Annotated in this window: 18 protein-coding genes; 8 read left to right on the top strand and 10 right to left on the bottom strand. The window is 68.0% G+C overall.

Annotated features, from left to right (window positions below; translation table 11 throughout):
• Nucleotides 1-32: 32 nt before the first annotated feature.
• Nucleotides 33-1199, bottom strand: coding sequence for a bifunctional glutamate N-acetyltransferase/amino-acid acetyltransferase ArgJ (gene argJ / locus NIBR502771_RS18195; protein WP_141160935.1), 1167 nt, complete (start codon nucleotides 1197-1199; stop codon nucleotides 33-35).
• A complete protein-coding gene (argC, locus tag NIBR502771_RS18200; RefSeq protein ID WP_141160936.1) occupies nucleotides 1196-2227 on the bottom strand; it encodes an N-acetyl-gamma-glutamyl-phosphate reductase in 1032 nt (343 codons plus the stop codon). The genes argJ and argC overlap by 4 nt, the downstream gene beginning before the upstream one ends.
• A gap of 156 nt (nucleotides 2228-2383) precedes the next feature.
• On the opposite strand from argC, the gene NIBR502771_RS18205 reads away from it, so the two are divergent.
• From NIBR502771_RS18205 to NIBR502771_RS18215, 3 genes are all read left to right on the top strand, one after another.
• Complete coding sequence (locus NIBR502771_RS18205; protein ID WP_141160937.1) at nucleotides 2384-3349, top strand: quinone oxidoreductase; 966 nt, start codon at nucleotides 2384-2386, stop codon at nucleotides 3347-3349.
• A 224-nt stretch (nucleotides 3350-3573) separates the two neighbouring features.
• Complete coding sequence (locus tag NIBR502771_RS18210) at nucleotides 3574-7488, top strand: Pls/PosA family non-ribosomal peptide synthetase (protein ID WP_141161622.1); 3915 nt, start codon at nucleotides 3574-3576, stop codon at nucleotides 7486-7488.
• A gap of 11 nt (nucleotides 7489-7499) precedes the next feature.
• A complete protein-coding gene (locus NIBR502771_RS18215) occupies nucleotides 7500-8861 on the top strand; it encodes a M1 family metallopeptidase (protein WP_141160938.1) in 1362 nt (453 codons plus the stop codon).
• Here the strand turns inward: NIBR502771_RS18215 and NIBR502771_RS18220 are convergent.
• Genes NIBR502771_RS18220 through pheS form a run of 3 tightly spaced genes read right to left on the bottom strand, consistent with a single transcriptional unit; the run spans nucleotide 8825 to nucleotide 13165 of the window.
• A complete protein-coding gene (locus tag NIBR502771_RS18220) occupies nucleotides 8825-9529 on the bottom strand; it encodes a 4'-phosphopantetheinyl transferase superfamily protein (protein ID WP_246839725.1) in 705 nt (234 codons plus the stop codon). The two genes, NIBR502771_RS18215 and NIBR502771_RS18220, sit on opposite strands and share 37 nt — an antisense overlap.
• 28 nt (nucleotides 9530-9557) lie before the next feature.
• A complete protein-coding gene (gene pheT / locus NIBR502771_RS18225) occupies nucleotides 9558-12101 on the bottom strand; it encodes a phenylalanine--tRNA ligase subunit beta (RefSeq protein WP_141160939.1) in 2544 nt (847 codons plus the stop codon).
• Nucleotides 12102-12103: 2 nt separating this feature from the next.
• Nucleotides 12104-13165: a phenylalanine--tRNA ligase subunit alpha gene (pheS, locus tag NIBR502771_RS18230; RefSeq protein WP_141160940.1), complete on the bottom strand. Its 1062-nt coding sequence runs from the start codon at nucleotides 13163-13165 to the stop codon at nucleotides 12104-12106.
• A 200-nt stretch (nucleotides 13166-13365) separates the two neighbouring features.
• On the opposite strand from pheS, the gene NIBR502771_RS18235 reads away from it, so the two are divergent.
• The 3 genes from NIBR502771_RS18235 to NIBR502771_RS18245 all read left to right on the top strand — a co-directional run bounded on the left by NIBR502771_RS18235 (nucleotide 13366) and on the right by NIBR502771_RS18245 (nucleotide 15688).
• The gene (locus NIBR502771_RS18235; protein WP_141160941.1) at nucleotides 13366-13818 is read left to right on the top strand and encodes a hypothetical protein; all 453 of its coding nucleotides are present in this window, start codon (nucleotides 13366-13368) and stop codon (nucleotides 13816-13818) included.
• Nucleotides 13815-14474, top strand: coding sequence for an SIMPL domain-containing protein (locus tag NIBR502771_RS18240; protein WP_246839726.1), 660 nt, complete (start codon nucleotides 13815-13817; stop codon nucleotides 14472-14474). The genes NIBR502771_RS18235 and NIBR502771_RS18240 overlap by 4 nt, the downstream gene beginning before the upstream one ends.
• 95 nt (nucleotides 14475-14569) lie before the next feature.
• Entirely contained in the window at nucleotides 14570-15688 is a 1119-nt protein-coding gene (locus tag NIBR502771_RS18245) for an Rv2578c family radical SAM protein (RefSeq protein ID WP_141160942.1), read from the top strand.
• On the opposite strand, the gene NIBR502771_RS18250 is transcribed toward NIBR502771_RS18245, so the two are convergent.
• Nucleotides 15685-16173: a (deoxy)nucleoside triphosphate pyrophosphohydrolase gene (locus tag NIBR502771_RS18250; RefSeq protein ID WP_141160943.1), complete on the bottom strand. Its 489-nt coding sequence runs from the start codon at nucleotides 16171-16173 to the stop codon at nucleotides 15685-15687. The two genes, NIBR502771_RS18245 and NIBR502771_RS18250, sit on opposite strands and share 4 nt — an antisense overlap.
• Nucleotides 16174-16334: 161 nt before the next feature.
• On the opposite strand from NIBR502771_RS18250, the gene NIBR502771_RS18255 reads away from it, so the two are divergent.
• Nucleotides 16335-17543, top strand: coding sequence for an MFS transporter (locus NIBR502771_RS18255; protein ID WP_141160944.1), 1209 nt, complete (start codon nucleotides 16335-16337; stop codon nucleotides 17541-17543).
• 178 nt (nucleotides 17544-17721) lie between these two features.
• Nucleotides 17722-17997 (top strand): GlsB/YeaQ/YmgE family stress response membrane protein, encoded by a 276-nt coding sequence (locus NIBR502771_RS18260; RefSeq protein WP_141160945.1) that lies wholly within the window; start codon nucleotides 17722-17724, stop codon nucleotides 17995-17997.
• Between the two features lie 65 nt (nucleotides 17998-18062).
• On the opposite strand, the gene NIBR502771_RS18265 is transcribed toward NIBR502771_RS18260, so the two are convergent.
• The 4 genes from NIBR502771_RS18265 to infC all read right to left on the bottom strand — a co-directional run bounded on the left by NIBR502771_RS18265 (nucleotide 18063) and on the right by infC (nucleotide 20888).
• Nucleotides 18063-18986 (bottom strand): RNA methyltransferase, encoded by a 924-nt coding sequence (locus NIBR502771_RS18265; RefSeq protein WP_141160946.1) that lies wholly within the window; start codon nucleotides 18984-18986, stop codon nucleotides 18063-18065.
• Nucleotides 18987-19055: 69 nt separating this feature from the next.
• Nucleotides 19056-19445 carry a 50S ribosomal protein L20 gene (gene rplT, locus NIBR502771_RS18270; protein ID WP_018763610.1) on the bottom strand — a complete coding sequence of 130 codons (390 nt, stop codon included), beginning with the start codon at nucleotides 19443-19445 and terminating at the stop codon, nucleotides 19056-19058.
• A 118-nt stretch (nucleotides 19446-19563) separates the two neighbouring features.
• The gene (gene rpmI, locus NIBR502771_RS18275; protein ID WP_009358635.1) at nucleotides 19564-19758 is read right to left on the bottom strand and encodes a 50S ribosomal protein L35; all 195 of its coding nucleotides are present in this window, start codon (nucleotides 19756-19758) and stop codon (nucleotides 19564-19566) included.
• Between the two features lie 116 nt (nucleotides 19759-19874).
• Nucleotides 19875-20888, bottom strand: a complete 1014-nt coding sequence (gene infC / locus NIBR502771_RS18280; RefSeq protein WP_246839727.1) for a translation initiation factor IF-3 — start codon at nucleotides 20886-20888, stop codon at nucleotides 19875-19877.
• Nucleotides 20889-21188: the final 300 nt, after the last annotated feature.

Raw genomic sequence — 21188 nt, forward strand, 5'->3', positions numbered from 1 at the left:
AGGCCTGGCGGGTCGCGCGCCGGCTGGGATTCCTAGCTGGAGTAGGCGCTGTTTTCGTGCACGTAGTCGTGGGTGAGGTCATTGGTCCAGATGGTGGCTTCGGCCTCGCCTGCCTGCAGGTCGATTTCCACCAGGACTTCGCGGGGTTCCAGGTCCACCAGGGAGCGGTCATCGCCGATGCTGCCGTTCCGGCAGATCTGGATGCCGTTCATGGCGACGTTCAGCTTGTCCGGTTCGAAGATGGCATCGGTGGTGCCCACGGCGGAGAGCACGCGGCCCCAGTTCGGGTCCTTGCCGAAAATGGCGGCCTTGAAGAGGTTGGAGCGGGCCACGGAGCGGCTGACCGTCTCGGCGTCGGCTTCGCTGGCTGCGTTGAAGGTCCGGATGGCGATGTCATGGCTGGCGCCTTCGGCATCGGCAATCAGTTTGCGTGCCAGCTCGGCGCAGACCTGCGTCAACCCGGCACCAAACGCCTCGGCGGACGGCACAGCCCCGGAAGCGCCGGAGGCCAGCAGGACCACGGTGTCGTTGGTGGACATGCAGCCATCCGAATCGGCGCGGTCAAAGGTGACACGGGTGGCGTCGCGGAGGACGACGTCGAGCATTTCCGGCTGTACGTCGGCGTCCGTGGTGAGCACCACCAGCATGGTGGCCAGGCCCGGGGCCAGCATGCCGGCTCCCTTGGCGATGCCGCCGATGCTGAACTCCTGGCCGTCGGCGTCGGTGCCGATGAAGAGCGCTGACTTGGGCACGCTGTCCGTGGTCATGATGGCGGTTCCGGCGGCGGGACCGCCATCGGTGCTCAGCGCCGCCGCGGCAGCCTCCACGCCCGGCAGGATCTTGTCCATGGGAAGCTGCTCGCCGATCAGTCCGGTGGAGCAGACGAAGACGTCGGTGGCCGAAATGCCGAGGACCTTCGCCACTTTCTCCGCGGTGCTGTGGGTGTTCTGGAAGCCTGTGGGGCCCGTGCAGGCGTTGGCTCCGCCGGAATTGAGGATCACGGCGTCGACGCGGCCGTCGGAGACCACCTGGCGGGACCAGTGGACCGGGGCGGCTGCCACGCGGTTGCTGGTGAACACGGCGGCGGCTGCCTTGGCCGGGCCGTCGTTGACCACGAGGGCGAGGTCCGGGTTGCCGGAAGCCTTGAGGCCGGCGGTGACGCCGGCTGCCCGGAATCCCTGGGGGGCGGTGATGGTCACGGGGCTACTCCCTGCAGGTTGAGGCCGTCGGTTTCCGGCAGGCCGAGTGCGATGTTCATGGACTGGACGGCGCCGCCGGCAGTGCCCTTGGTGAGGTTGTCGATCACGCAGGTGACGATGACCCGTCCGGTATGCGCGTCGAAGGCCAGCTGCATGGCGGCATGGTTGGAGCCCTGGACCGATTTAGTCGTCGGCCACTGGCCTTCCGGCAGCAGGTGGACGAACGGCTCGTCGTCGTACGCCTCGGCCCAGGCCAGGCGCAGCTGCGCGGCCGTGGTGCCTGCTTTGACTTTGGCGGTGGCGGTGGTCAGGATGCCGCGGCTCATCGGGGCAAGGGTGGGCGTGAAGGAAACGGAGACCTGCTCCCCCGCAGCATTGGACAGGCCCTGCTCGATTTCCGGAGTGTGCCGGTGGCCGCCGCCCACGCCGTACGGGCTCATGGAGCCCATGACCTCGGAGCCAATCAGGTTGACCTTGGCGGCCTTGCCCGCACCTGAGGTCCCGGAAGCGGAAACGATCACGACGTCGTCGGCCTCCAGCAGGTGCCCCGCGAAGCCGGGAGCCAGGGCGAGGAGGGCGGACGTGGGGTAGCACCCGGGAACGGCGATGCGCTTGGCGCCCTTGAGTGCTTCGCGCTGGCCGGGCAGCTCCGGAAGACCGTAGGGCCAGGTGCCGGCGTGGGCGGAGCCGTAGAACTTTTCCCAGGCGGCGGGGTCCTCGAGCCGGTGGTCTGCGCCGGCGTCGATGACCACCGTCCCCTCCGGCAGCTGGGCGGCGATCTCCGCGGAAGCACCGTGGGGCAGGGCAAGGAAGACGACGTCGTGGCCGGAGAGGTTCTCCACCGTCGTGTCCTCGAGGATGCGGCTGGCCAGTCCGTGCAGGTGGGGCTGGAGTTCACCGAGGCGGGAACCGGCGTTGCTGTGGGCTGTGATGGCGCCGATGGTCACACCGGGGTGCCCGGCAAGCAGGCGGAGGACCTCTCCCCCGGCGTAGCCGCTGGCTCCCGAAACCGCAACAGAAATAGTCATGCTTCGACTATACAGCAATAGTTATGCATTGCTACCGATAATTATGCATATAGGATGGCTATCAGGCGATTGGTACTTGTCCTGCCATCCCACTGTGTCCCTAGGATGGGTTCGGCAGCCGGGGCCGGAGACGCCGGGACCCGCGAAAGGAGCGCCATGACGCACGCAATCGTCGCACGGCAGGCAGGCGGACCGGAAGTCCTTGAGTACACGGAGTCGGAGCCCCCCGTTCCGGGCCCGGGGCAGCTGCTGGTCAAGGTCGGCGCGGCGGGCGTCAACTTCATCGATACCTACAAGCGCAGCGGCACCTACAAAGTCTCCTACCCCTTCACTCCCGGTTCGGAGGCAGCGGGCACGGTGGAGGCAGTGGGCGAGGGCGTGACCGGCTTCGCCGCGGGCAACCGGGTAGCCACCGCGGAAGGCGTCAGCTGCTACGCGGACTACGCCCTGGTGGATGAGGATGCGGCACTGCCGGTACCCAAAGGCCTGGATGTCTTCACTGCCGCAGCGCTCCCCCTGCAGGGCGTTACCGCCCACTACCTGATGAATTCCACCTTCAAGGTGGAACCAGGCCACAAGGTCCTGCTGCACGCGGGCGCCGGCGGCGTGGGGCTGCTGCTGATCCAGCTGCTCAAGGCACGTGGCGCGGAAGTCATCACCACGGTCTCCACCGACGAAAAGGAACAGCTTGCGCTCGACGCCGGCGCGGACCACGTGCTGCGCTACGACGGCTTCGCGGAGCGGGTCCGGGACATCACCAGCGGAACCGGCGTCGACGTCGCCTACGACGGCGTGGGTAAGGATACGTTCGACGGCTCCCTGTCAGCGCTGCGGATCCGGGGCATGCTGGTGCTGTTCGGAGCAGCATCCGGGCCCGTCCCGCCGTTTGACCCGCAGCGCCTCAACGCCGCGGGCTCCCTGTTCCTGACCCGCCCCACCATGGGCCACTACCTGCGGGACGCGGCGGAACGGCGCTGGCGCTCGGACGAGGTGTTCACTGCCGCGGCCGACGGCAGCCTGAAGGTCCGGATCGGCGCACGCTACCCGCTCAGCCAGGCCGGGCAGGCGCACCGCGACCTCGAGGGCCGCAAGACCACCGGGAAAGTCCTCCTGGTGCCATAGCCGCGGGGCGACGTGAACAACAGGCAAACGCCCGAACGGCATGAATCGGACCGTCCAGGTGCGCGCGACACCTTCCGTTCATCTTGTCCCGGCACAATGCGCAGGTGACTCAGCAGCAGGTCCCCTTCGGGGATTCCGGTTCCGGCGTGGAGCCAGCCAGCATCATCCGGGACGGCGCAGGAGCCGGTGGCCGGGACCAGGCGTCCGGGGACGCCGGCCACGGCATTGCCGTCCACCGACCCCAGCTGGCCGGGGCTCCCGCGGCACCGCCTGCCCGCACCCTGATTGATGTGCTGCAGGACACGGCCGCACGGTTTCCCGACGCCTCGGCCCTGGACGACGGCCGCACGTCGCTCAGTTACGCCCAATTGCTGGACGAGGTCCGAGCCACGGGACGCCGGCTCCACCTTGCCGGACTGGGCGCCGGTGACAGGATCGGCGTGCGGATCCCGTCCGGAACCAGCGAACTGTACGTCTCCATCCTTGCCATCCTCCTGGTGGGCGCGGCCTACGTTCCCGTGGATGCGGACGATCCCGAAGAACGGGCCCGGCTCGTGTTTGGCGAAGCCGGGGTGGCAGCGATCCTTGGGGCCGGGGGCTCGATCGAGCCAGGGCCGGCGGGCACGGTACGCAGCGGCCCGTTCAAGGGTGCGCGCCCGCCCGAACCCGGGGACGACGCCTGGATCATCTTCACGTCGGGGTCCACGGGAACGCCCAAAGGGGTGGCCGTCCGGCACCGGTCGGCTGCAGCCTTCGTCGATGCGGAGGCCCGGCTGTTCCTCCAGGATGATCCGCTGGGCCCGCAGGACCGCGTCCTGGCCGGCCTTTCGGTTGCCTTCGACGCTTCCTGCGAGGAAATGTGGCTCGCCTGGCGCCACGGCGCCTGCCTGGTACCCGCACCGCGCGCCCTCGTCCGCACCGGCATGGACCTAGGCCCCTGGCTGATCAACCACGCAATCACCGCCGTCTCCACCGTGCCCACGCTCGCAGCACTGTGGCCCGCGGAATCCCTCGAAAACGTCCGCCTCCTGATCTTCGGCGGCGAAGCCTGCCCGCCGGAACTCGCCGAACGCCTGGCCGTGGAGGGCAGGGAAGTCTGGAACACGTACGGGCCCACGGAAGCGACGGTAGTGGCCTGCGCGGCGCCGCTGGGCGGGCCTGGACCAATACGGATCGGGCTGCCCCTGGCGGGTTGGGACCTTGCCGTTGTCGATGCCGCCGGCGTTCCGGTGCCCGAGGGCGGAACGGGTGAACTGATCATCGGCGGGGTGGGCCTGGCCCGCTATCTGGACCCGGCCAAGGATGCGGAAAAGTACGCCCCGATGCCCAGCCTGGGGTGGGACCGGGCTTACCGCTCGGGCGACCTCGTGCGGTTCGAACAGGCAGGTCTGATCTTCCAGGGCCGCGCGGACGATCAGGTCAAGCTGGGCGGCCGCCGGATCGAACTCGGTGAGATCGACGCAGCCATGCAGGCCCTCCCCGGGGTGGCCGGCGCCGCGGCCGCCGTGCAGACCACCGCGGCAGGCAACCAAATCCTGGTGGGCTACCTTGCCTCCGCCCCGGGCCATGACATGGACCTGGGTGCGGCACGGGAACAGCTGGCGGCAAGCCTTCCGGCGGCGCTGGTGCCGTTGTTGACGACTGTTGACTCGGTGCCCACCAAGACCAGCGGAAAAGTGGACAGGCACGCCCTGCCGTGGCCGCTGGCGGGTGCGGGCGCCGCAGAGGCGGATGCGGCTCCCTTGAACCTTCCGGATGATGCCGGGTGGATCGTGGAGCAATGGAGCAGCGTGCTGGGCAGCCCCGTCACCTCGCTGGACGCCGACTTCTTCGCCTACGGCGGCGGTTCGCTGTCCGCCGCCCAGCTGGTCTCCGCGCTGAGGGCCCGCTACCCCACCATCACGGTGGCCGACGTCTACGCGACGCCGAGGGTGGGGGCGCTGGTGGAGCTGGCGCGGCAAGTCAACCAGGGCGGCGACTCCGCTCCGGCGCGGGAGCGGACGGTGCGGCCAACTGCCAGGAAGTCGCAGGTCTTCCAGACGCTGATGGGCGTGCCGCTGCACATCCTGGTGGGCATGCGGTGGCTGACCTACCTCATGGCCGTCAACAACCTGCTGGCAGGACTCGCCGGATTTACGGCCGCACCAACCATTTCATGGTGGTGGGTGGCGGCGTCCTGGCTGGTCTTCGTCAGCCCGGCCGGACGAATGCTGCTGTCCATCGCGGCTGCAAGGCTCCTCCTCCGCGGCGTCAGGCCAGGCATCTATCCCCGGTCCGGGCGCGTCCACCTGCGGTTGTGGCTTGCGGAACAGATCCAGGACCTGGCAGGAGCCATCAGCCTCGCCAGTGCGCCGTGGGTGCCGTACTATGCCCGGGCGCTGGGGGCGAAGATCGGCCAGGACGTCCAGCTTCATTCGCTGCCGCCCGTCACGGGACTGCTGACGCTGGGCAGCGGAGCCAACGTGGAACCGGAGGTGGACCTGTCGGGCTGGTGGATCGACGGCGACGACGTGCACATCGGGGCCATCCGCATTGGCCGCGGCGCCAGCGTGGGTGCGCGCAGCACGCTGATGCCCGGCGCCTCGATCGGGGCCGGGTCGCAGGTGGAAGCAGGTTCCGCGGTGCTGGGGAAGGTGAAGGCAGGCCAACTTGCGGCAGGTTCACCGGCCCGCCGGCAGGGCAAGGCCAAGCACAGCGTGCCAAGTGCCCCGGCCCAGGGCAGGTTTGCCGCACGTGCCTGGTTTGCCGGATTTGCCCTGGCGTCTGCGGGCCTGTCCTTCATGCCGTACCTGTCTGCTGCCGCCGCGCTGTGGGTCGCGTTCACCTTCATCCAGGGCAGTACCTCGCTGACCGGGGCCCTCCCCCGGCTGCTGGCGGCCCTAGCCCCGGCATCACTGGTGTGGTTCGCCACGAACGCCGTTCTGGTCCTGGTTGCCACGCGCCTCCTGTCCACCGGGATCACGGAGGGCTACTACCGGATCCGCAGCCGGGTGGGCTGGCAGATCTGGGCCACCGAGCGGGTCCTGGACCTGGCCAGGGACCTGCTCTTCCCCATCTACGCGAGCCTGTTCACGCCGGTATGGCTGCGCCTGCTGGGCGCCAAGGTCGGAAGGAACGTGGAGGCCTCCACGGTGCTCCTGATCCCGAAGATGACCACCGTGGGTGAAGGGGCGTTCCTCGCCGATGACACCATGGTGGCTTCCTACGAGCTCGACGGCGGCTGGCTGCGGGTGGCACCGGCAAAGATCGGCAAAAGGTCGTTTCTGGGCAATTCGGGCATGACCGCCGCCGGCCGCAGCGTTCCCAAGAACTCACTCGTAGCCGTCCTGTCCGCTACACCGGCGAAGGCAAAATCCGGCACCTCCTGGCTGGGCAGCCCGCCCGTCCGCTTGCGGCGGACCGCGATCGCCTCCGACGATTCGCGCACTTTCCAGCCCCCGGCGCGGCTGAAAGTCGCCCGCTCCCTGTGGGAACTGGGCCGCTTCCTGCCTGTCATGCTCACGGTCGCCATTGCGGCCGGCACCATGCTGGCCTTCGACTGGATCGCAGCGACCTGGGGCTACGCCGCCGCCGCCCTGCTCACCGGCGTCGTAATGCTGCTGGCGGGCCTTGTGGCAGCAGCGGCGTCCGTCGCCGCGAAGTGGGTCCTGGTGGGGCGGATCCGCCCCGGCGAACATCCACTGTGGAGCTCCTTTATCTGGCGGAACGAAGTGGTGGACAGTTTCATCGAACTGGTCACGGCGCCGTGGTTCGCCCGGGCAGCGTCGGGCACCCCGGCGCTGGTCTGGTGGCTGCGGGCGCTCGGGGCGAAAATCGGCAGCGGCACATGGTGCGAGAGCTACTGGCTGCCTGAGGCCGACCTGGTGGCCCTTGGCAGGAATTCCACGGTCAACCGGGGCTGCGTGGTGCAGACGCACCTGTTCCACGACCGGGTCATGAGCATTGACGCTGTTACGCTCGAGGACGGGGCCACCATGGGCCCGCACGGGGTCATCCTCCCCCAGGCCAGCATCGGCGCAGGCGGAACGGTGGGGCCGGCATCCTTGGTGATGCGCGGCGAAGCAGTGCCCGCCGCAACGTACTGGATGGGTAACCCGGTCAGCCCATGGAGCGGGCCCGGATCGCCGTCTGCCACCTAACCGAAGGTCCCATGAGTTCTTCAGCATCAGCCGCCCGGGGCACTACTCCCGCAGCCGCCGGAACCTCCCCGGACCCGTACCTGCCCGGCGCCGGGACACATGCCTTCCGCGTCGAGCGGTACGAACTGGACCTGGACTACCGCGTGGCCAGCAACCGTCTCAGCGGCAAAGCGGTGCTGCACGGCGTGACCTGCGCTCCGACGTCGGCCATTGTCCTGGACCTTGTTGGCCTGCGGGCAACGAAGGTCCTGCTGGATGGCCGCAAGCCGCTCCGGTTCAGCCAGCGGGCCGGGCAGCTGGTGGTGACTGCGCCGCGCCCCTTCGAACCCGAACAGCCCTTCACCCTGGAGGTGCGCTACGAGGGCAGTCCGAGGCCCCGCCGCGGGCCGTGGGGCGAGGTGGGCTGGGAGGAACTTACGGACGGTGTCCTGGTGGCCGGGCAACCCAACGGTGCGCCCTCCTGGTTCCCGTGCAACGACCACTCCGGGGACAAGGCCAGCTACCGGTTCACGGTCACCACTGAAGCGAACTACCGGGTGGTGTGCAACGGCGTTCTGCAATCGCATACTCCCCGCGCCAGCCGGGAAACCTGGGTCTACGAACAGTCGGAGCCGATGGCCGCGTACCTGGCCACGGTGCAGATTGGCCGCTACGCACTGCTGGCGCTGGACAGTGGACGGCACGGGATGCCAGTTCCGCAATCCGTGGCCGTCTCCCCCGCGCTGGCAGAGCGTGCCATCGCGGGATTGGCCTGGCAGCCGGCCATGATGCGCACGTTCAGCAGTTGCTTCGGGCCCTATCCGTTCCCCGGTTACACGGTGGTGGTAACGGATGACGAACTGGAGATTCCGCTGGAGGCCCAGTCGCTGGCCATCCTGGGGCCCAACCACCTGGACCTGGAGTGGGAGTCCCAGCGGCTGATTGCGCATGAGCTGTCGCACCAGTGGTTCGGCAATTCCCTGACCGCTGCCGGGTGGCAGGACATCTGGCTGCACGAGGGCTTCGCCTGCTATGCCGAGTGGATCTGGTCCGAGGAGGCAGGCGTTATGAGCGTGGCTGAGCGGGCCGCGGCGGCCTGGCGCAGGCTGGCGGCGGAGGACCAGGACATCCTGGTGGGCGATCCCGGTCCTGAGCGGATGTTCGACGACCGTGTCTACAAGCGCGGCGCGCTGGCCGTGCACGCGGTCCGGATGGCCGTGGGCGACCTCGCTTTCTTCGCGGTGCTGCAGGAATGGACCGCCGGCCACAGGCACGGCTCGGTCACCACGCAGGATTTCATCGTGGCCGTCAGTGGTGCCACGGCCGTCGATGCGGAGACGCTGCTGCACCCCTGGCTTTACGAGGAGCCGCTGCCGCCACTGCCGCTGGCCTGAGCGCGCACGGAAAGCGCGACGGCGGCCGCAAAGTGTGGAGGCAACCCGGCTTCGGCCGGGTCCAGGTCACGCAGGCCGGGACGTTCCCGCACATCCACGGTGGAAGGAGCAGTGCGGAGCCCGTCGCCAGCCATTTTCAGCCAGGCTTCCTTGCGTGTCCAGAGCCTCGCCCTCGCCGCCGGCAGCAGTTCGGCCTTGACGTCCCGGAGGGTCCGCCGCTCCGCGGGCGTCAGGGCCACCTCGTCAAACCCGTCGAAGCCGGTACGGGCCGGCTCCTCGATGTCGGCGCCCAGCCGCGTTCCAGGGGAGGCGTCCACCACAGCCGCGAGCAGCGTCCAGCCACCGGCCCGGGACAGGCTCAGCGCCAGGGGCACAGGGGCACCCCGGTAGCTGTATCCCGGCCGGCCGTGGCCGAGACCGGGGCCTGTTCCGCACTGCGGGCAGCTGTAGGCCACGGTGAGGTCTGCGGCGGGAACTGAGAGCAATTGGCCTGCAAAGACCCTCTGGGAAACGCGGCCGGCAAGGAACATCCAGCCCGCGGCAGGTGCCATGGCCGCGGCCCGCGTGAGTTCGGCGCTGTCCAGGAGGCGTTCGGCGTCCCGCTGCACCGCGGCCGCTTCCCCGGGCAGCAGGAAGGGCGGGACTGCACGCATTTCACATTGCGCCATGACCCGCCCTTCCTGCTCCGAACAGTATCTAGCGCTGGACGGCTCCGAAGCGTTCCGCTGCCAGGGCCACGGCGCCTTCACGCGCTGCCGAGGCCTCGTCCGCGGTCAGGGTGCGGTCGGCGGCCCGGAACCGGAGCCCGAAGGCCAGCGACTTCTTGCCGTCCTCAATGCCCTTGCCGGCGTAAACGTCGAACAGTGCCACGTCTTCCAGCAGCTCTCCGGCGCCTTCCCGCAGGGCGGCAAGGACGTCGTCTGCCGGTACGTCGGCCGGGACCACGAGCGCCACGTCCTGGGTGGCCACCGGGAACGTGGAAATGTGGCGCACCACAATCACATCGGGTGCGGCCTCGAACAGGGCATCGGCGTCAAGTTCCAGTGCCACCGAACGGGCAGGCATGTCCGAGGCGGCCAGCAGCTTGGGGTGCAGTTCGCCGGCATAGCCTATGGTCTCCCCCGTGCGCAGCGCCAGCCGGGCGGTGCGGCCGGGGTGGAACGCCTGGTGGCTGCCCTGGCTGACCACCAGGTCCACTCCCAGCACATCGCCGGCAAGGCGGGCTACGTCCAGTGCGTCGGCCCAGTCCCACACGCGGGGCGTGTGGTTCGCGGCGGCCGGGGAATCGTGGCCGGTGAGGACCGCCGCGATGTGGAATGGCTGGTTCGGGACGCCGTCGTACAGTGCGTCCAGAACCTCATCGGCAGGTTTGGCGCCCAGCGGCGGGATGTCAGCAGTTCCCACGGTCCCCTCCGGCAGGAACACCAGGCCGGATTCAAACAGGGCCAGGTCCCGGAAGCCCCGGGAGTGGTTGCGCTTGGCCACCTCGATCAGTCCAGGCAGGATGGACGTGCGCAGGTAGCCGTGCTCCTCGCTGATCGGATTGGCCAGCTTGAGGGCGGTCCGCGCCCCTCCTTCGTCAGCCACGCCGAACGTGTCGTTGGCCGCCTTGGACACGAAGGGGTAGGACAGGACCTCTGTGAGTCCGGCGTCCGCCAGAGCCTGGATGAGGCGGCGGCGCTGCTGCTGAACGCGGGTCAGGCCACGGCCCGGAGGGGCGACCGGCAGGGTGGCGGGGATCTTGTCGTAGCCCACCAGCCGGGCGATTTCCTCGGTGAGGTCTTCCTTGGTCTCCAAGTCGCTGCGCCAGCTCGGCGGCGTAACCGTCCACCCGGCGTCGTTCTTTGCTACCACGGCGCCCAGGTCCTCGAGGGACGTGACAATCTGCTGCCCAGTGAAGTCGATGCCGATCCGTGCAGCGGCGAAGCCTGCGGGCAGCTCGATGGTGACGGTGTCCGGGGCGGTCCCGACGTCGGTTCCCGCTTCGTCAGCGGTGCCGCCGGCCAGTTCCACCAGGAGGTCAACCACGCGTTGGGCGGCGACGCCGGCCACCTGCCAGTCCACGCCCCGCTCGAACCGCTTGGACGCCTCGGACGGCAGTTTGTGCCGGCGCCGGGAACGCCCGATGGAGACGTCGTCAAAGTGCGCCGCCTCAACCAGGATGTTCGACGTCGAGTCGCTCACCTCGGTGGCCGCGCCGCCCATGACACCTGCGATGCCGATGGCCCCGGAGTTGTCAGTGATGAGCAGGTCCTCGGCGTCAAGGGTGCGTTCCTTGCCGTCCAGGGTGGTGATCTTCTCCCCTGCGGTTGCGCGGCGCACCACGATGTCGCCGGAGAGCTTGTCCAGGTCATAGCAGTGCGTGGGCTGGCCGAGTTCGAGCATGACGTAGTTGGAGATATCCACGGGCAGGGAGATGGAGCGGATGCCGGCGAGCCGGAGCCGGGAGACCATCCACGGCGGGGTGGGCCGGGTGGCGTCCACGCCGCGCACCGTGCGGGCCACGAACCGGTCGCAGCCGGCTTTGCCGTAGATGGGGGCGTCGTCGTTGAGCTTGACGCCGTAGCCGCCGGAAAGTTCGGCCGGTGCCTGGACCCTGGAGGCGGGATCCGTGAAGGCGGTGCCGGTGGCATGCGCGTATTCGCGGGCGACGCCGCGGATGGAGAAGGCGTAGCCGCGGTCGGGGGTGACGTTGATTTCGGCCGCCTGGTCGTAGAGGCCCAGGAGCTCCATGGCGTCGGTGCCCACCTCTGGGTCCAGCCCGATGCGGGAAAGCACCAGGATGCCGTCGTGGTCCTCGCCGATCCCCAGTTCGCGGACCGAGGCGATCATGCCGGCGGACAGGTGGCCGTACGTCTTGCGGGCGGAGATGCGGAAGTCGCCGGGCAGTACGGCGCCTGGCAGCGTGACCACCACTTTGTCGCCCTCAACGAAGTTGTGCGCGCCGCAGATGATGCCCTGGACGCCGGACGGGTCGATGCCGTCCCCAGTGAGGGTCTGTTCCTTGCCTTCGGGGACAACCCGGACCTGGCACCAGTTGATGGTCTTGCCGTTGGTCTGCGGTTCCTTGACCAGGCTCAGGACCTGGCCCACCACCACGGGGCCCTGGAGGGTGTCCGTGGGGCGGTGGACGGCTTCTTCTTCAAAGCCGACCTTGACCAGTTCTTCCATGACGTCTTCGGCCGTTGCTCCGGCCGGTACTGCTGCGAATTCCCGCAGCCAGGAAAGTGGGATACGCACTGTTAGATCTCCATCCCGAAGTGCTCGCTGAACCGTACATCGCCTTCGATCATGTCGTGCATGTCGGCAACCTCGTTGCGGAACATGAGGGCACGCTCGATGCCCATGCCGAAGGCAAAACCTGAATAGACGTCCGGATCGATGCCGGCGGCGCGCAGGACGTTGGGGTTGACCATGCCGCAGCCGCCCCACTCGATCCAGCGCGGGCCGCCCTTGGCGCCGGGGTGGAAGATGTCCAGCTCGGCGGACGGCTCGGTGAACGGGAAGTAGTTGGGCCGCAGGCGGACCTTTGCCTCCTCACCGAACATCTGGCGGGTGAAGTGCTCCAGGGTGCCGAGCAGGTCCGCCATGGACAGGCCCTTGTCGATGGCCAGGCCTTCGAACTGGTGGAACACCGGGGTGTGGGTGGCGTCCAGTTCATCGGTGCGGAACACCTTGCCCGGGCAGAGCACATAGATGGGAACTTCGCGCTCCAGCATGGAGCGGACCTGCACCGGGGAGGTGTGCGTGCGCATCAGCAGGTGGGCTTCGGGCGGCTCCACGAAGAAGGTGTCCTGCATTTCGCGGGCCGGGTGGTCGGGCTTGAAGTTCAGGGCGTCGAAGTTGAACCATTCGGATTCCACTTCGGGGCCTTCGGCGATCTCCCAGCCCATGCCCACGAAGATGTCCGCGACGCGGTCCTGCAGGGTGGACAGCGGGTGGCGCGCACCGGCGCGGCGGCGGCGGGGGGCGGCGGTGACGTCAACGGTTTCCTCGACCAGGATCCGGGCGTCGTTCTCGGCTTCGAGCACTTCGGCGCGCTCGGCGAGCGCCTTGTTGACCCGGCCGCGGGAGGCACCCATGAGCTTTCCGGCGAGCGCCTTCTGGTCCTTGGGCAACCGGCCGATTTCGCGGTTGGCAAGGCTGAGCGGGGATTTCTCGCCGCTGTGGGCAAGGCGTACCGCCTTCAGCTCGTCAAGGGTGGCCGCACCGGCGATGGCGGTGATGGCCTGGTCTACAGCGGCGTTGATGGCGGCCTCATCCGTGGGGTTCGGGATGGCGGCGCCCGGCAAAGTTTCAGTCATCTACTGTTCTTAGCTACGAGTCGTGGCTGCCGGCAGCCGGTCAGCCATGCACGGTTTCCCGCGCGGCCCGTCCGTCGCCGGCAGGTCATGGATGAATGCGCTGAACGTCAGTGTCATTCAATGACCAGGTCAGGGCTCGCCGGAAGGACCGGCGGCCACTGCCCTCCAGTCTAGTAGAACCCTCCAGTTACCATGGCCTCATGACTTTGCGGCAGCACGCAGGTTCGGTGAATGGCCCGACGACGGCCCAGCGGCTCAGGCGGGCAGCTAACCTCCTCAACGGGAGCACCCTGGCCGGGCTCGCCGTCGCCCTTGCCGCCAGGACACACATCAGGCACGGCCCGCGCGGGCTGATCATTGCGGCCGGCTACCGCTGGCGGCTGCCTTTCGCCGGCGCCTACACCCTGGGCAACGTGGTGCTGTGCCGCGGCACGGCCGAGGACCTGTTGTCCCGGCCTGCCCTGCTGGGACACGAGGAACGGCATTGCAGCCAGTACGCGTGGTGCCTGGGGCTGCCCTTCATCCCCCTATACCTGGTGGCCGCCGGCTGGTCCGTGCTGCGGACCGGCAATCCGGGGACAGCCAACATCTTTGAGCGTCGGGCCGGCCTGGCCGCCGGCGGCTACCCGCTCCGGGCGGCGAGGCATCCGTGACGGGCCGCGACCCGCAGGCCAGCCGGGATCCGGGGACCATCACCGTCACGGGGACCGGATGGGCGGAAGCCGCACCGGACCTGATGCTTGTCTCCATAGGTGTCGAGTGCCGCGCCGAATCGGTCGTTGAAGCTTACGCGGCAGCAGGCAAGGACCTGGCGGCAGTTGGCTCGGCCCTCCGCAGCCGGGGTGTTGGGCCGGACGATATCCGCTCGGCGGGCCTTGCTGTCCGCGCCGACCTCGCCTGGCGGGACGGTGAAGGCCAGCGGCTTGTGGGCTACATAGCCTCCAGCAGCCTCGCGGTCAGGCTGCGGGACCCAGGCAGCGCGGCCGCCACCGTTTCCGCAGCCGTCCACACGGCCGGGGACAATGTCCGCCTCAACAGCCTGCAGCTGGTCCTTTCGGACGACTCGGTGGTCCGGGCACAGGCCCGTGACGCTGCATGGCAGGACGCGCTCAGTTCCGCTGCGCAGTATGCCGCATTGGCCTCGGCCGGCCTGGGCAGTGTCCTGTCCGTCACCGACCAGCGCCCGGCCCCGGAACCGGTGCCGCTTGCCGGTTTGCAGCGGGCATCCGCCATGGAAGGGCCACAGGTTGAGTTGGGCCTGAACCGGGTGGAGGCAGCCGTCACCGTCACCTGGGAGCTGCTGCCCTAGCCCGCAGCCGTACCCGCCGCGTCGAGCCGTTGTTTCGCCTGGGCTGGACTGCGTGGCGCCTTGACTTAAATTCGAACATGTTTTCGAATGGTGCCATGAGATGGGAAGCGCAAGCACTGGTACCCACGCCGGATGCCGCAGGAGGACCCGGTCCCGCGCTGCTTCCGCTGGCCGGTCTGGTCCGGTCCGTCACCACCCCCGAGTTCGCCGGGATCACGTTCCACGAGGTCACCGCAAAATCTGTGCTCAACAGGGTCCCGGCGGGATCGAAGATGCCTTTCGAGTGGACAGTGAATCCCTACCGCGGCTGCAGCCACGCCTGCGTCTACTGCTTTGCCCGCAAGAGCCACACCTACCTGGACTTCGACGCCGGCATGGACTTCGACAGCCAGGTGGTGGTGAAGGTCAACGCCCCGGAAGTCCTCCGGAAGGAACTTAACAAGGCCTCCTGGACGCGCCAGCAGGTGGCGCTGGGCACCAACACCGACCCCTACCAGCGGGCCGAGGGCAGGTACCGCCTCATGCCTGGCATCATCAATGCCCTGGCGGAATCCGGCACTCCCCTGTCCATCCTCACCAAGGGGACCCTGCTGGCACGTGACATTCCCTTGCTCAAGCGCGCCGCTGCCCAGGTACCCGTGGGACTTGGCATCTCCCTGGCCATGACCGACGAAGCTCTCTCCGAGGCCATCGAACCCGGCACTCCCGGGCCCAGGGCGCGGCTGAGGCTGGTGTCCCGGCTGCGCGAAGCCGGGCTCCCGTGTGGTGTGATGGCCATGCCCATCCTGCCGTGGCTCTCCGACAGCGACGAAGCCCTGGATGCCCTGTTCGCTTCCCTGGCCGCCGCCGGAGCAACCGGCGTCACCGCCGGCGCCCTGTACCTGAAGCCGGGCACCAGGGAATGGTTCATGAAGTGGATCGCCGCCAACCATCCTGAACTGGCCGGGCGCTACCGGCGGCTCTACGGCACCGGTTCCTATGCATCCAAGGAGTACCGGACGTGGCTTGCGGGCAAGGTCCGCTACTTCAAGGCCCGCTACGGCTTTACGCACTCCTCCGGCTTCAGCCACAGGGACCTTGACGATCCACGGGCCGAGGAAGCGGCGTACCCGGCGGGGAGCATTCCCACCGCGGTTCCCGGCGGACCCCTTGCAGGCTCCCCCGCGACGACTTCTTCGGTGGCCGGGACAGCCGTGCAGGGTTCCCTCTTTTAGCCGGTTTTGGCGTTGGCCCCGCCTGCAGGCCGGTCCTCTACCGGGGACTGCGGCACCAGCGCCGACACAGAGTCCAGGAGTGCGTGCACAATCGGATAGTCGGCCGGTATCCAAGGCAGGCCAAGGACAGCGGCGTGGTCCTCCAGCCGGATCCAGCGCAGTTCGTCATGGTCTTCAAGCGGCGCGGGTTCGCCACTGGCCACCTCGGCGAACCACACCCTCATGCTGGCCCGGTCGTTGAGGCGCCAGCCGGCCGGGGTTTCCGCCGGCAGCTCTGCTCCCAGCCGCACGCCGATTCCCAACTCCTCGGCCAGTTCGCGCACCAGCGCCGCTTTGGGAGCCTCACCGGGTTCCACCTTGCCGCCCGGGAACTCCCACAGCCCGGCCAAATGCTCCGGAGCGCTCCGCCGTGCCACCAGCAACGCCCCCGGATTGGCCAGCGTATCCACTACTGCCCCGCCAACCACCTGTATCAGTCCAGTCACCGCCCCATTCTATGGGCGACAATGGGAGGGGCCCGGAACGGCATCTCCCTCAGGGGGAATAGTGGCCCGCCCCCCAGGGTTTGCCCCACTGTCCGGACCTTCCTGCCCCATTGCCGTGGCGTCCGTCCCCTTTCCGGTTCCACCTTCAGAAAAGCAGGCATATGAGCAGCGTCCTCTCCCCGTCCACGGCAGCCCGCACCACGACTCCCCGCGTCGGCATGGCCATCTTTGCGCTGGCCATGGGTGGCGTGGGCATCGGCGTCACCGAGTTCACCATGATGGGCCTGCTCAAGGAAGTGGAGCAGGGCCTTGGGATCAGCACCCCTGAAGCCGGGCACCTGATCTCCGCCTACGCGCTGGGAGTGGTGGTCGGGGCTCCGCTGCTGGCCGCCGTCGGCGCCAAACTGCCCCGCAAGAGCCTGGCCCTGGGCCTGCTGCTGCTCTTCACGGTGGCCAACCTGACCTCATTCATGGCCCCCGACTACGGGTCGATGCTCGTGTCCCGCTTTGCCGCCGGGCTGCCCCACGGGGCGTTCTTCGGAGTTGCCGCCGTGATCGCTGCATCCTTGGTGCCCCCCACCCGGCGGGGCTGGGCCATCTCCATGGTCATGGCCGGCCTCAGCGTCTCCAACGTGGTGGGCGTACCGTTCGCCACGTGGCTGGGCCAGACTTTCGGCTGGCGCCTGCTGTTTGTCCTGGTGGGCGCCATCGGCCTGGTGGCACTGCTAATGGTGTGGAAGTTTGTCCCGTTCCAGGCCGCGCACCCTGACGCGAGCATCCGCCGTGAACTCGGCGCCCTCAAGCGGCTCCAGGTCTGGCTGGCCCTCCTGGTGGGCATCGTCGGCTTCGGCGGCTTCTTCGCCACCTACACCTACATCGCGCACACCATGACGGCTGTTGCCGGCATCCCGTCGGGGCTGCTCCCCCTGGTGGTGGCTCTCTACGGGTTGGGCATGGTGGCCGGAAACATCGTGGGGGGCAGGCTGGCCGACAAATCCGTGATGGGCACGCTCTACCGCGTCCTCCCGGCCATTGCCGTGGCCCTGGTGGTTTACGCGGTGGCAGCCCACTGGCCGTGGAGCGCCATGGTGATGGTATTCGTGGTGGGCGCCTCCGGCTCCATGCTGATCCCGGCACTCCAGACCCGCCTCCTCGACGCCTCGCCCGACGCACCGTCGCTGGCATCGTCCCTCAACCATGCCGCGCTGAACGTTGCCAACGCACTCGGCGCATTCCTCGGGGGGCTTGTCATTGCGCTCGGGTGGGGCTTCGTCGCCCCCGCGCTGGTGGGCGCTGTCCTTGCGGTCCTCGGCTTCGGCGTCGCCCTGCTCAGCGGACTGCTGGAACGCAAAAGGCCGCTCGCTGCCTGAGCGGCCCGGGCTCTGGTCCCGGCCGTCCCTTCGCCGGTGCGGCAGCAGTGAACAGACCTCCCGTGACGGGTCTTAACGATGCGGCAACGCCCGCTTTGGAGCTACTGACTTTGCCGGGTGGGTATGTTAGCTTGAGGCTCATCGGGACTATTAATCCCGGTCACAATAAGGAGGAGACATGGGTTTTCTTGCTTGGATTATCCTGGGCCTGATTGTCGGGGCCATCGTTAAGGCCGTTATGCCCGGACGGGTCGGCGGCGGCTGGGTCACCAGCCTCATCCTGGGTGTCGTTGGAGCCATCGTTGGCGGCTGGATTGGCAGCCTCCTGTTCAACAAGGGCGATCTTGCCTTCTTCGACCTCGGCACCTGGATTCTCGCTATTGTTGGCGGCCTGGTTGTCGCCGGCATCTACGGAGCCGTCACCGGACGCGGGAAAGCCACTCGCGCACCCTGATTAATCTGTCCAGCAACACTCAATGGGCCCCGGATTTCCGGGGCCTTTCTTTGTGCCCGGACGCACTAGCCGTTGTGGTCCTGGTCGAGCGGGGCGGGCCGGCGCTGGGAACGGGCGCTGGCGTAGAGGCACACGGTGGCTGCGGTCCCAAGATTGAGGCTTTCGGCCGCGCCGTACACCGGAACAGCAACCCGGTGGTCCGCCAGTTCAAGCTCCTCCTCGGAGAGCCCCTGGGCCTCGTTCCCAAAGAACCAGGCGGTCGGTGCAGCGAGGTCGTAGTCAGATCCGGGGCCGGCTCCGGTGAGCCTGCGGCGGGCGTTCTCGTCCTGCAGGACATCGAGGTCCAGCTGCCCGTAACCGTCGGCAGCGAGGACGCCGATGCCCCGGGCCTTGCAGGCGGCAGCAAGTTCCGCGGGATCTGCGGCCAGGACGACCGGCAGATGGAACAGCGACCCCGCGGTGGAGCGGACAGCCTTGGGGTTGTAGATATCAACGCTGGACGCTGTGAAGATGACGGCGTCCGCGCCCGCCGAATCGGCCGCACGCAGCACGGTGCCTGCGTTTCCCGGGTCCCGGACCTGGCACAGCACGGCAATCAGGCGCGGGCCGGCGTCGAGCACGTCCGCCAAGGCAACGTCCACGAACCTGCAGACGGCCACGATTCCCTGCGGGTTGACGGTGTCCGCCATGGCTGCCAGGACCTCGTCGGTGGCCAGCCGGGCGTTGGTGCCTTCGGCAAGCTCTTCGAATTCGGGGAAGCGGTCCAGGCAGCTTTCGCTGGCGAAGACCTCGGTGACCACTCCGGGCGCTCCCGCCGCGAGGCGCTGCTGGTGGAGCTTGAGGGCTTCCCGGACAGCCTGCGGCCCCTCCGCAAGGAACTGGCCGCGCTTTAAACGGGCCGGGCGCCCTGCAAGCTTTGCCACGTCCCTGACCCGATCGGCTCGGGGGTTGGACAGTGGAAGATCTTGCGGGCGCCCGGATTCGTTCATACAAGAACTGTAGTAGCTGACGCTTCCAGTTCCTGAACTGGCCCCTCAGGCGAGGGGCGGCAGCGGCTGCTAGGCTGCGGCAACCTTCTTGGCGGAGGTGTCTGCCGGCAGGGAGTCCTTGGCCACCTGGACCAGTGCGGCGAAAGCGTTGGCGTCGGAGACGGCAAGCTCGGCCAGCATGCGGCGGTCAACCTCAACCTCGGCGGCCTTCAGGCCCTGGATGAGGCGGTTGTAGGTGAGGCCATTGGCGCGGGACGCAGCGTTGATGCGCTGAATCCACAGGCGGCGGAAGTCGCCCTTCTTCTTCTTGCGGTCACCGTAGCTGTACACAAACGAGTGCAGCAGCTGCTCTTTGGCCTTGCGGTACAGGCGCGAACGCTGTCCGCGGTAACCCTTCGCCCGTTCAAGAACAACCCGGCGCTTCTTGTGGGCGTTGACCGCCCTCTTCACACGTGCCACGTGCGTACTCCTTCGAAAATCTGATCCCAAGCATCTGTTGCCGGTGTCCCGGCGGCCTGAGAAGGCTGTTTGGCAGGTGACGGACCACCGGCGGGCGGTCCATCAATAAACTTGGAAACTAGATGCCGAGCATCTTCCGGATGACCTTGGCGTCGCCCTTGAAGACGATCTTGTCGCCGGCAAGGCGGCGGGTCAGGCGGCTGGACTTGTGCTCCAGGTAGTGGCGGCGGTTGGCCTGCTGGCGGCGCAGCTTGCCGCTGCCGGTCAGCTTGAAGCGCTTCTTAGCACCACTGTGGGTCTTCATCTTCGGCATGGGAACCGATCTCCTTACGTTTCTGCGGGCCCGAGGGCCGGCAGTTCTATCGCGCAGCCACCCCCGCGGGCAGCATGCTGGTTGCTGACTGCCGGAACAGGCCCGGCAGCTGTGAACTAGTTGGTCTTCTTACCGGCCGGCTTCGGCACTGCCTTGGGGGCAGGACGTGCAGCAGGCTTCGGTGCAGCAGGCCTGGCCACCGGCTTGGGCGGCGCAGGCACACCGGCCGGCTTCGGCGCAGCCGCTTCCGGCTTGGCGGCAGCTGCAGGCTTGGGCGCCGGCGCGGCGGCCTTCGGTGCAGCAGCCTTCGGCGCTTCCTGCTTCGGAGCCGGAGCCTTGGGGGCTTCCTGCTTCGGAGCCGGAGCCTTGGGGGCCTCCTGCTTCGGAGCCTGCGCCTTGGGCGCTTCCTGCTTCGGAGCCTCCTGCTGCGGAGCGTCCTGCTCAGGAGCGGCAGCAGGCGCTTCGGCCGGAGCGTTGTCGGTGGCAGGTGCCTCCGGCTCGGTGGACACGGTGAAGCCTTCCGGCAGGAGGTCCGCCAGTGACTGCGTCATGGGGGTCTGGTCCTGGCCGGAGGTGTCAACGCGTCCTGCAGCCTTGGCTTCGTTCTGGGCCTTGGCCTCGGCGCGCTGGGTTGCCCGGCGTGCCTCCGCCTTGGCCTCAGCCTTGTTCTTCAGCGGGCCAACCACCATGACCATGTTGCGGCCGTCGATGCGGGGGCTGGACTCCACCACGCCGACTTCGGCGACGTCGTCCGCGAAGCGCTGGAGCAGGCGGATGCCCATCTCCGGACGCTGCTGCTCACGGCCACGGAACTGGATCATGGCCTTGACCTTGTCCCCGGCACCGAGGAAGCGCAGGGCGTGGCCGCGCTTGGTCTCGTAATCGTGGGTGTCGATCTTCAGGCGGAAGCGGATTTCCTTCAGAACGGTGTTCGTCTGGTTCTTCCGGGCCTCACGTGCCTTGACCGCGGCCTCGTACTTGTACTTGCCGAAGTCCATCAGCTTGCACACCGGAGGCTTCGCCTGAGGTGCAACTTCAACGAGATCAAGGTCGGACTCGGCAGCCAGGCGCAGGGCATCCTCAATACGGACGATTCCTACCTGTTCACCTGCAGGGCCGACCAGCCGCACCTCGGGGACGCGGATACGCTCATTGATTCTTGGCTCGCTAATGTTAAAGCTCCTGTGTTTGTTGTTGAGTCCGGCAAATGAAGAAGGCCCCCAATTGCCGGAGCAATCGAAGGCCTCAAAGAGGTTGGACCGGCAACCCGCTAAGGGCTGCACGTGCACAGTCCCGGCAAATGCCGGCCCATGCCCAACCAGGTACCCGGCAACCTTGCGTCCCTGCGGGTTCCAAAGGAACGGGCGGGACAACGGCTGACGCGGGTGGGAGAGAACTCCGCTTGCAAACTGGATGCCATTCTACAGAAA

The sequence above is a fragment of the Pseudarthrobacter sp. NIBRBAC000502771 genome (assembly GCF_006517215.1).
Lineage (GTDB): Bacteria > Actinomycetota > Actinomycetes > Actinomycetales > Micrococcaceae > Arthrobacter > Arthrobacter niigatensis.

Bases quoted from the DNA above. Each gene is read 5' to 3' on its own strand.
- argC (WP_141160936.1), bottom strand. From the start codon at position 2,227: ATGACTATTTCTGTTGCGGTTTCGGGAGCCAGCGGCTACGCCGGGGGA.
- NIBR502771_RS18205 (WP_141160937.1), top strand. From the start codon at position 2,384: ATGACGCACGCAATCGTCGCACGGCAGGCAGGCGGACCGGAAGTCCTT.
- NIBR502771_RS18215 (WP_141160938.1), top strand. From the start codon at position 7,500: ATGAGTTCTTCAGCATCAGCCGCCCGGGGCACTACTCCCGCAGCCGCC.
- NIBR502771_RS18220 (WP_246839725.1), bottom strand. From the start codon at position 9,529: ATGGCGCAATGTGAAATGCGTGCAGTCCCGCCCTTCCTGCTGCCCGGG.
- pheS (WP_141160940.1), bottom strand. From the start codon at position 13,165: ATGACTGAAACTTTGCCGGGCGCCGCCATCCCGAACCCCACGGATGAG.
- NIBR502771_RS18235 (WP_141160941.1), top strand. From the start codon at position 13,366: ATGACTTTGCGGCAGCACGCAGGTTCGGTGAATGGCCCGACGACGGCC.
- NIBR502771_RS18245 (WP_141160942.1), top strand. From the start codon at position 14,570: ATGAGATGGGAAGCGCAAGCACTGGTACCCACGCCGGATGCCGCAGGA.
- NIBR502771_RS18255 (WP_141160944.1), top strand. From the start codon at position 16,335: ATGAGCAGCGTCCTCTCCCCGTCCACGGCAGCCCGCACCACGACTCCC.
- NIBR502771_RS18260 (WP_141160945.1), top strand. From the start codon at position 17,722: ATGGGTTTTCTTGCTTGGATTATCCTGGGCCTGATTGTCGGGGCCATC.
- NIBR502771_RS18265 (WP_141160946.1), bottom strand. From the start codon at position 18,986: ATGAACGAATCCGGGCGCCCGCAAGATCTTCCACTGTCCAACCCCCGA.
- rpmI (WP_009358635.1), bottom strand. From the start codon at position 19,758: ATGCCGAAGATGAAGACCCACAGTGGTGCTAAGAAGCGCTTCAAGCTG.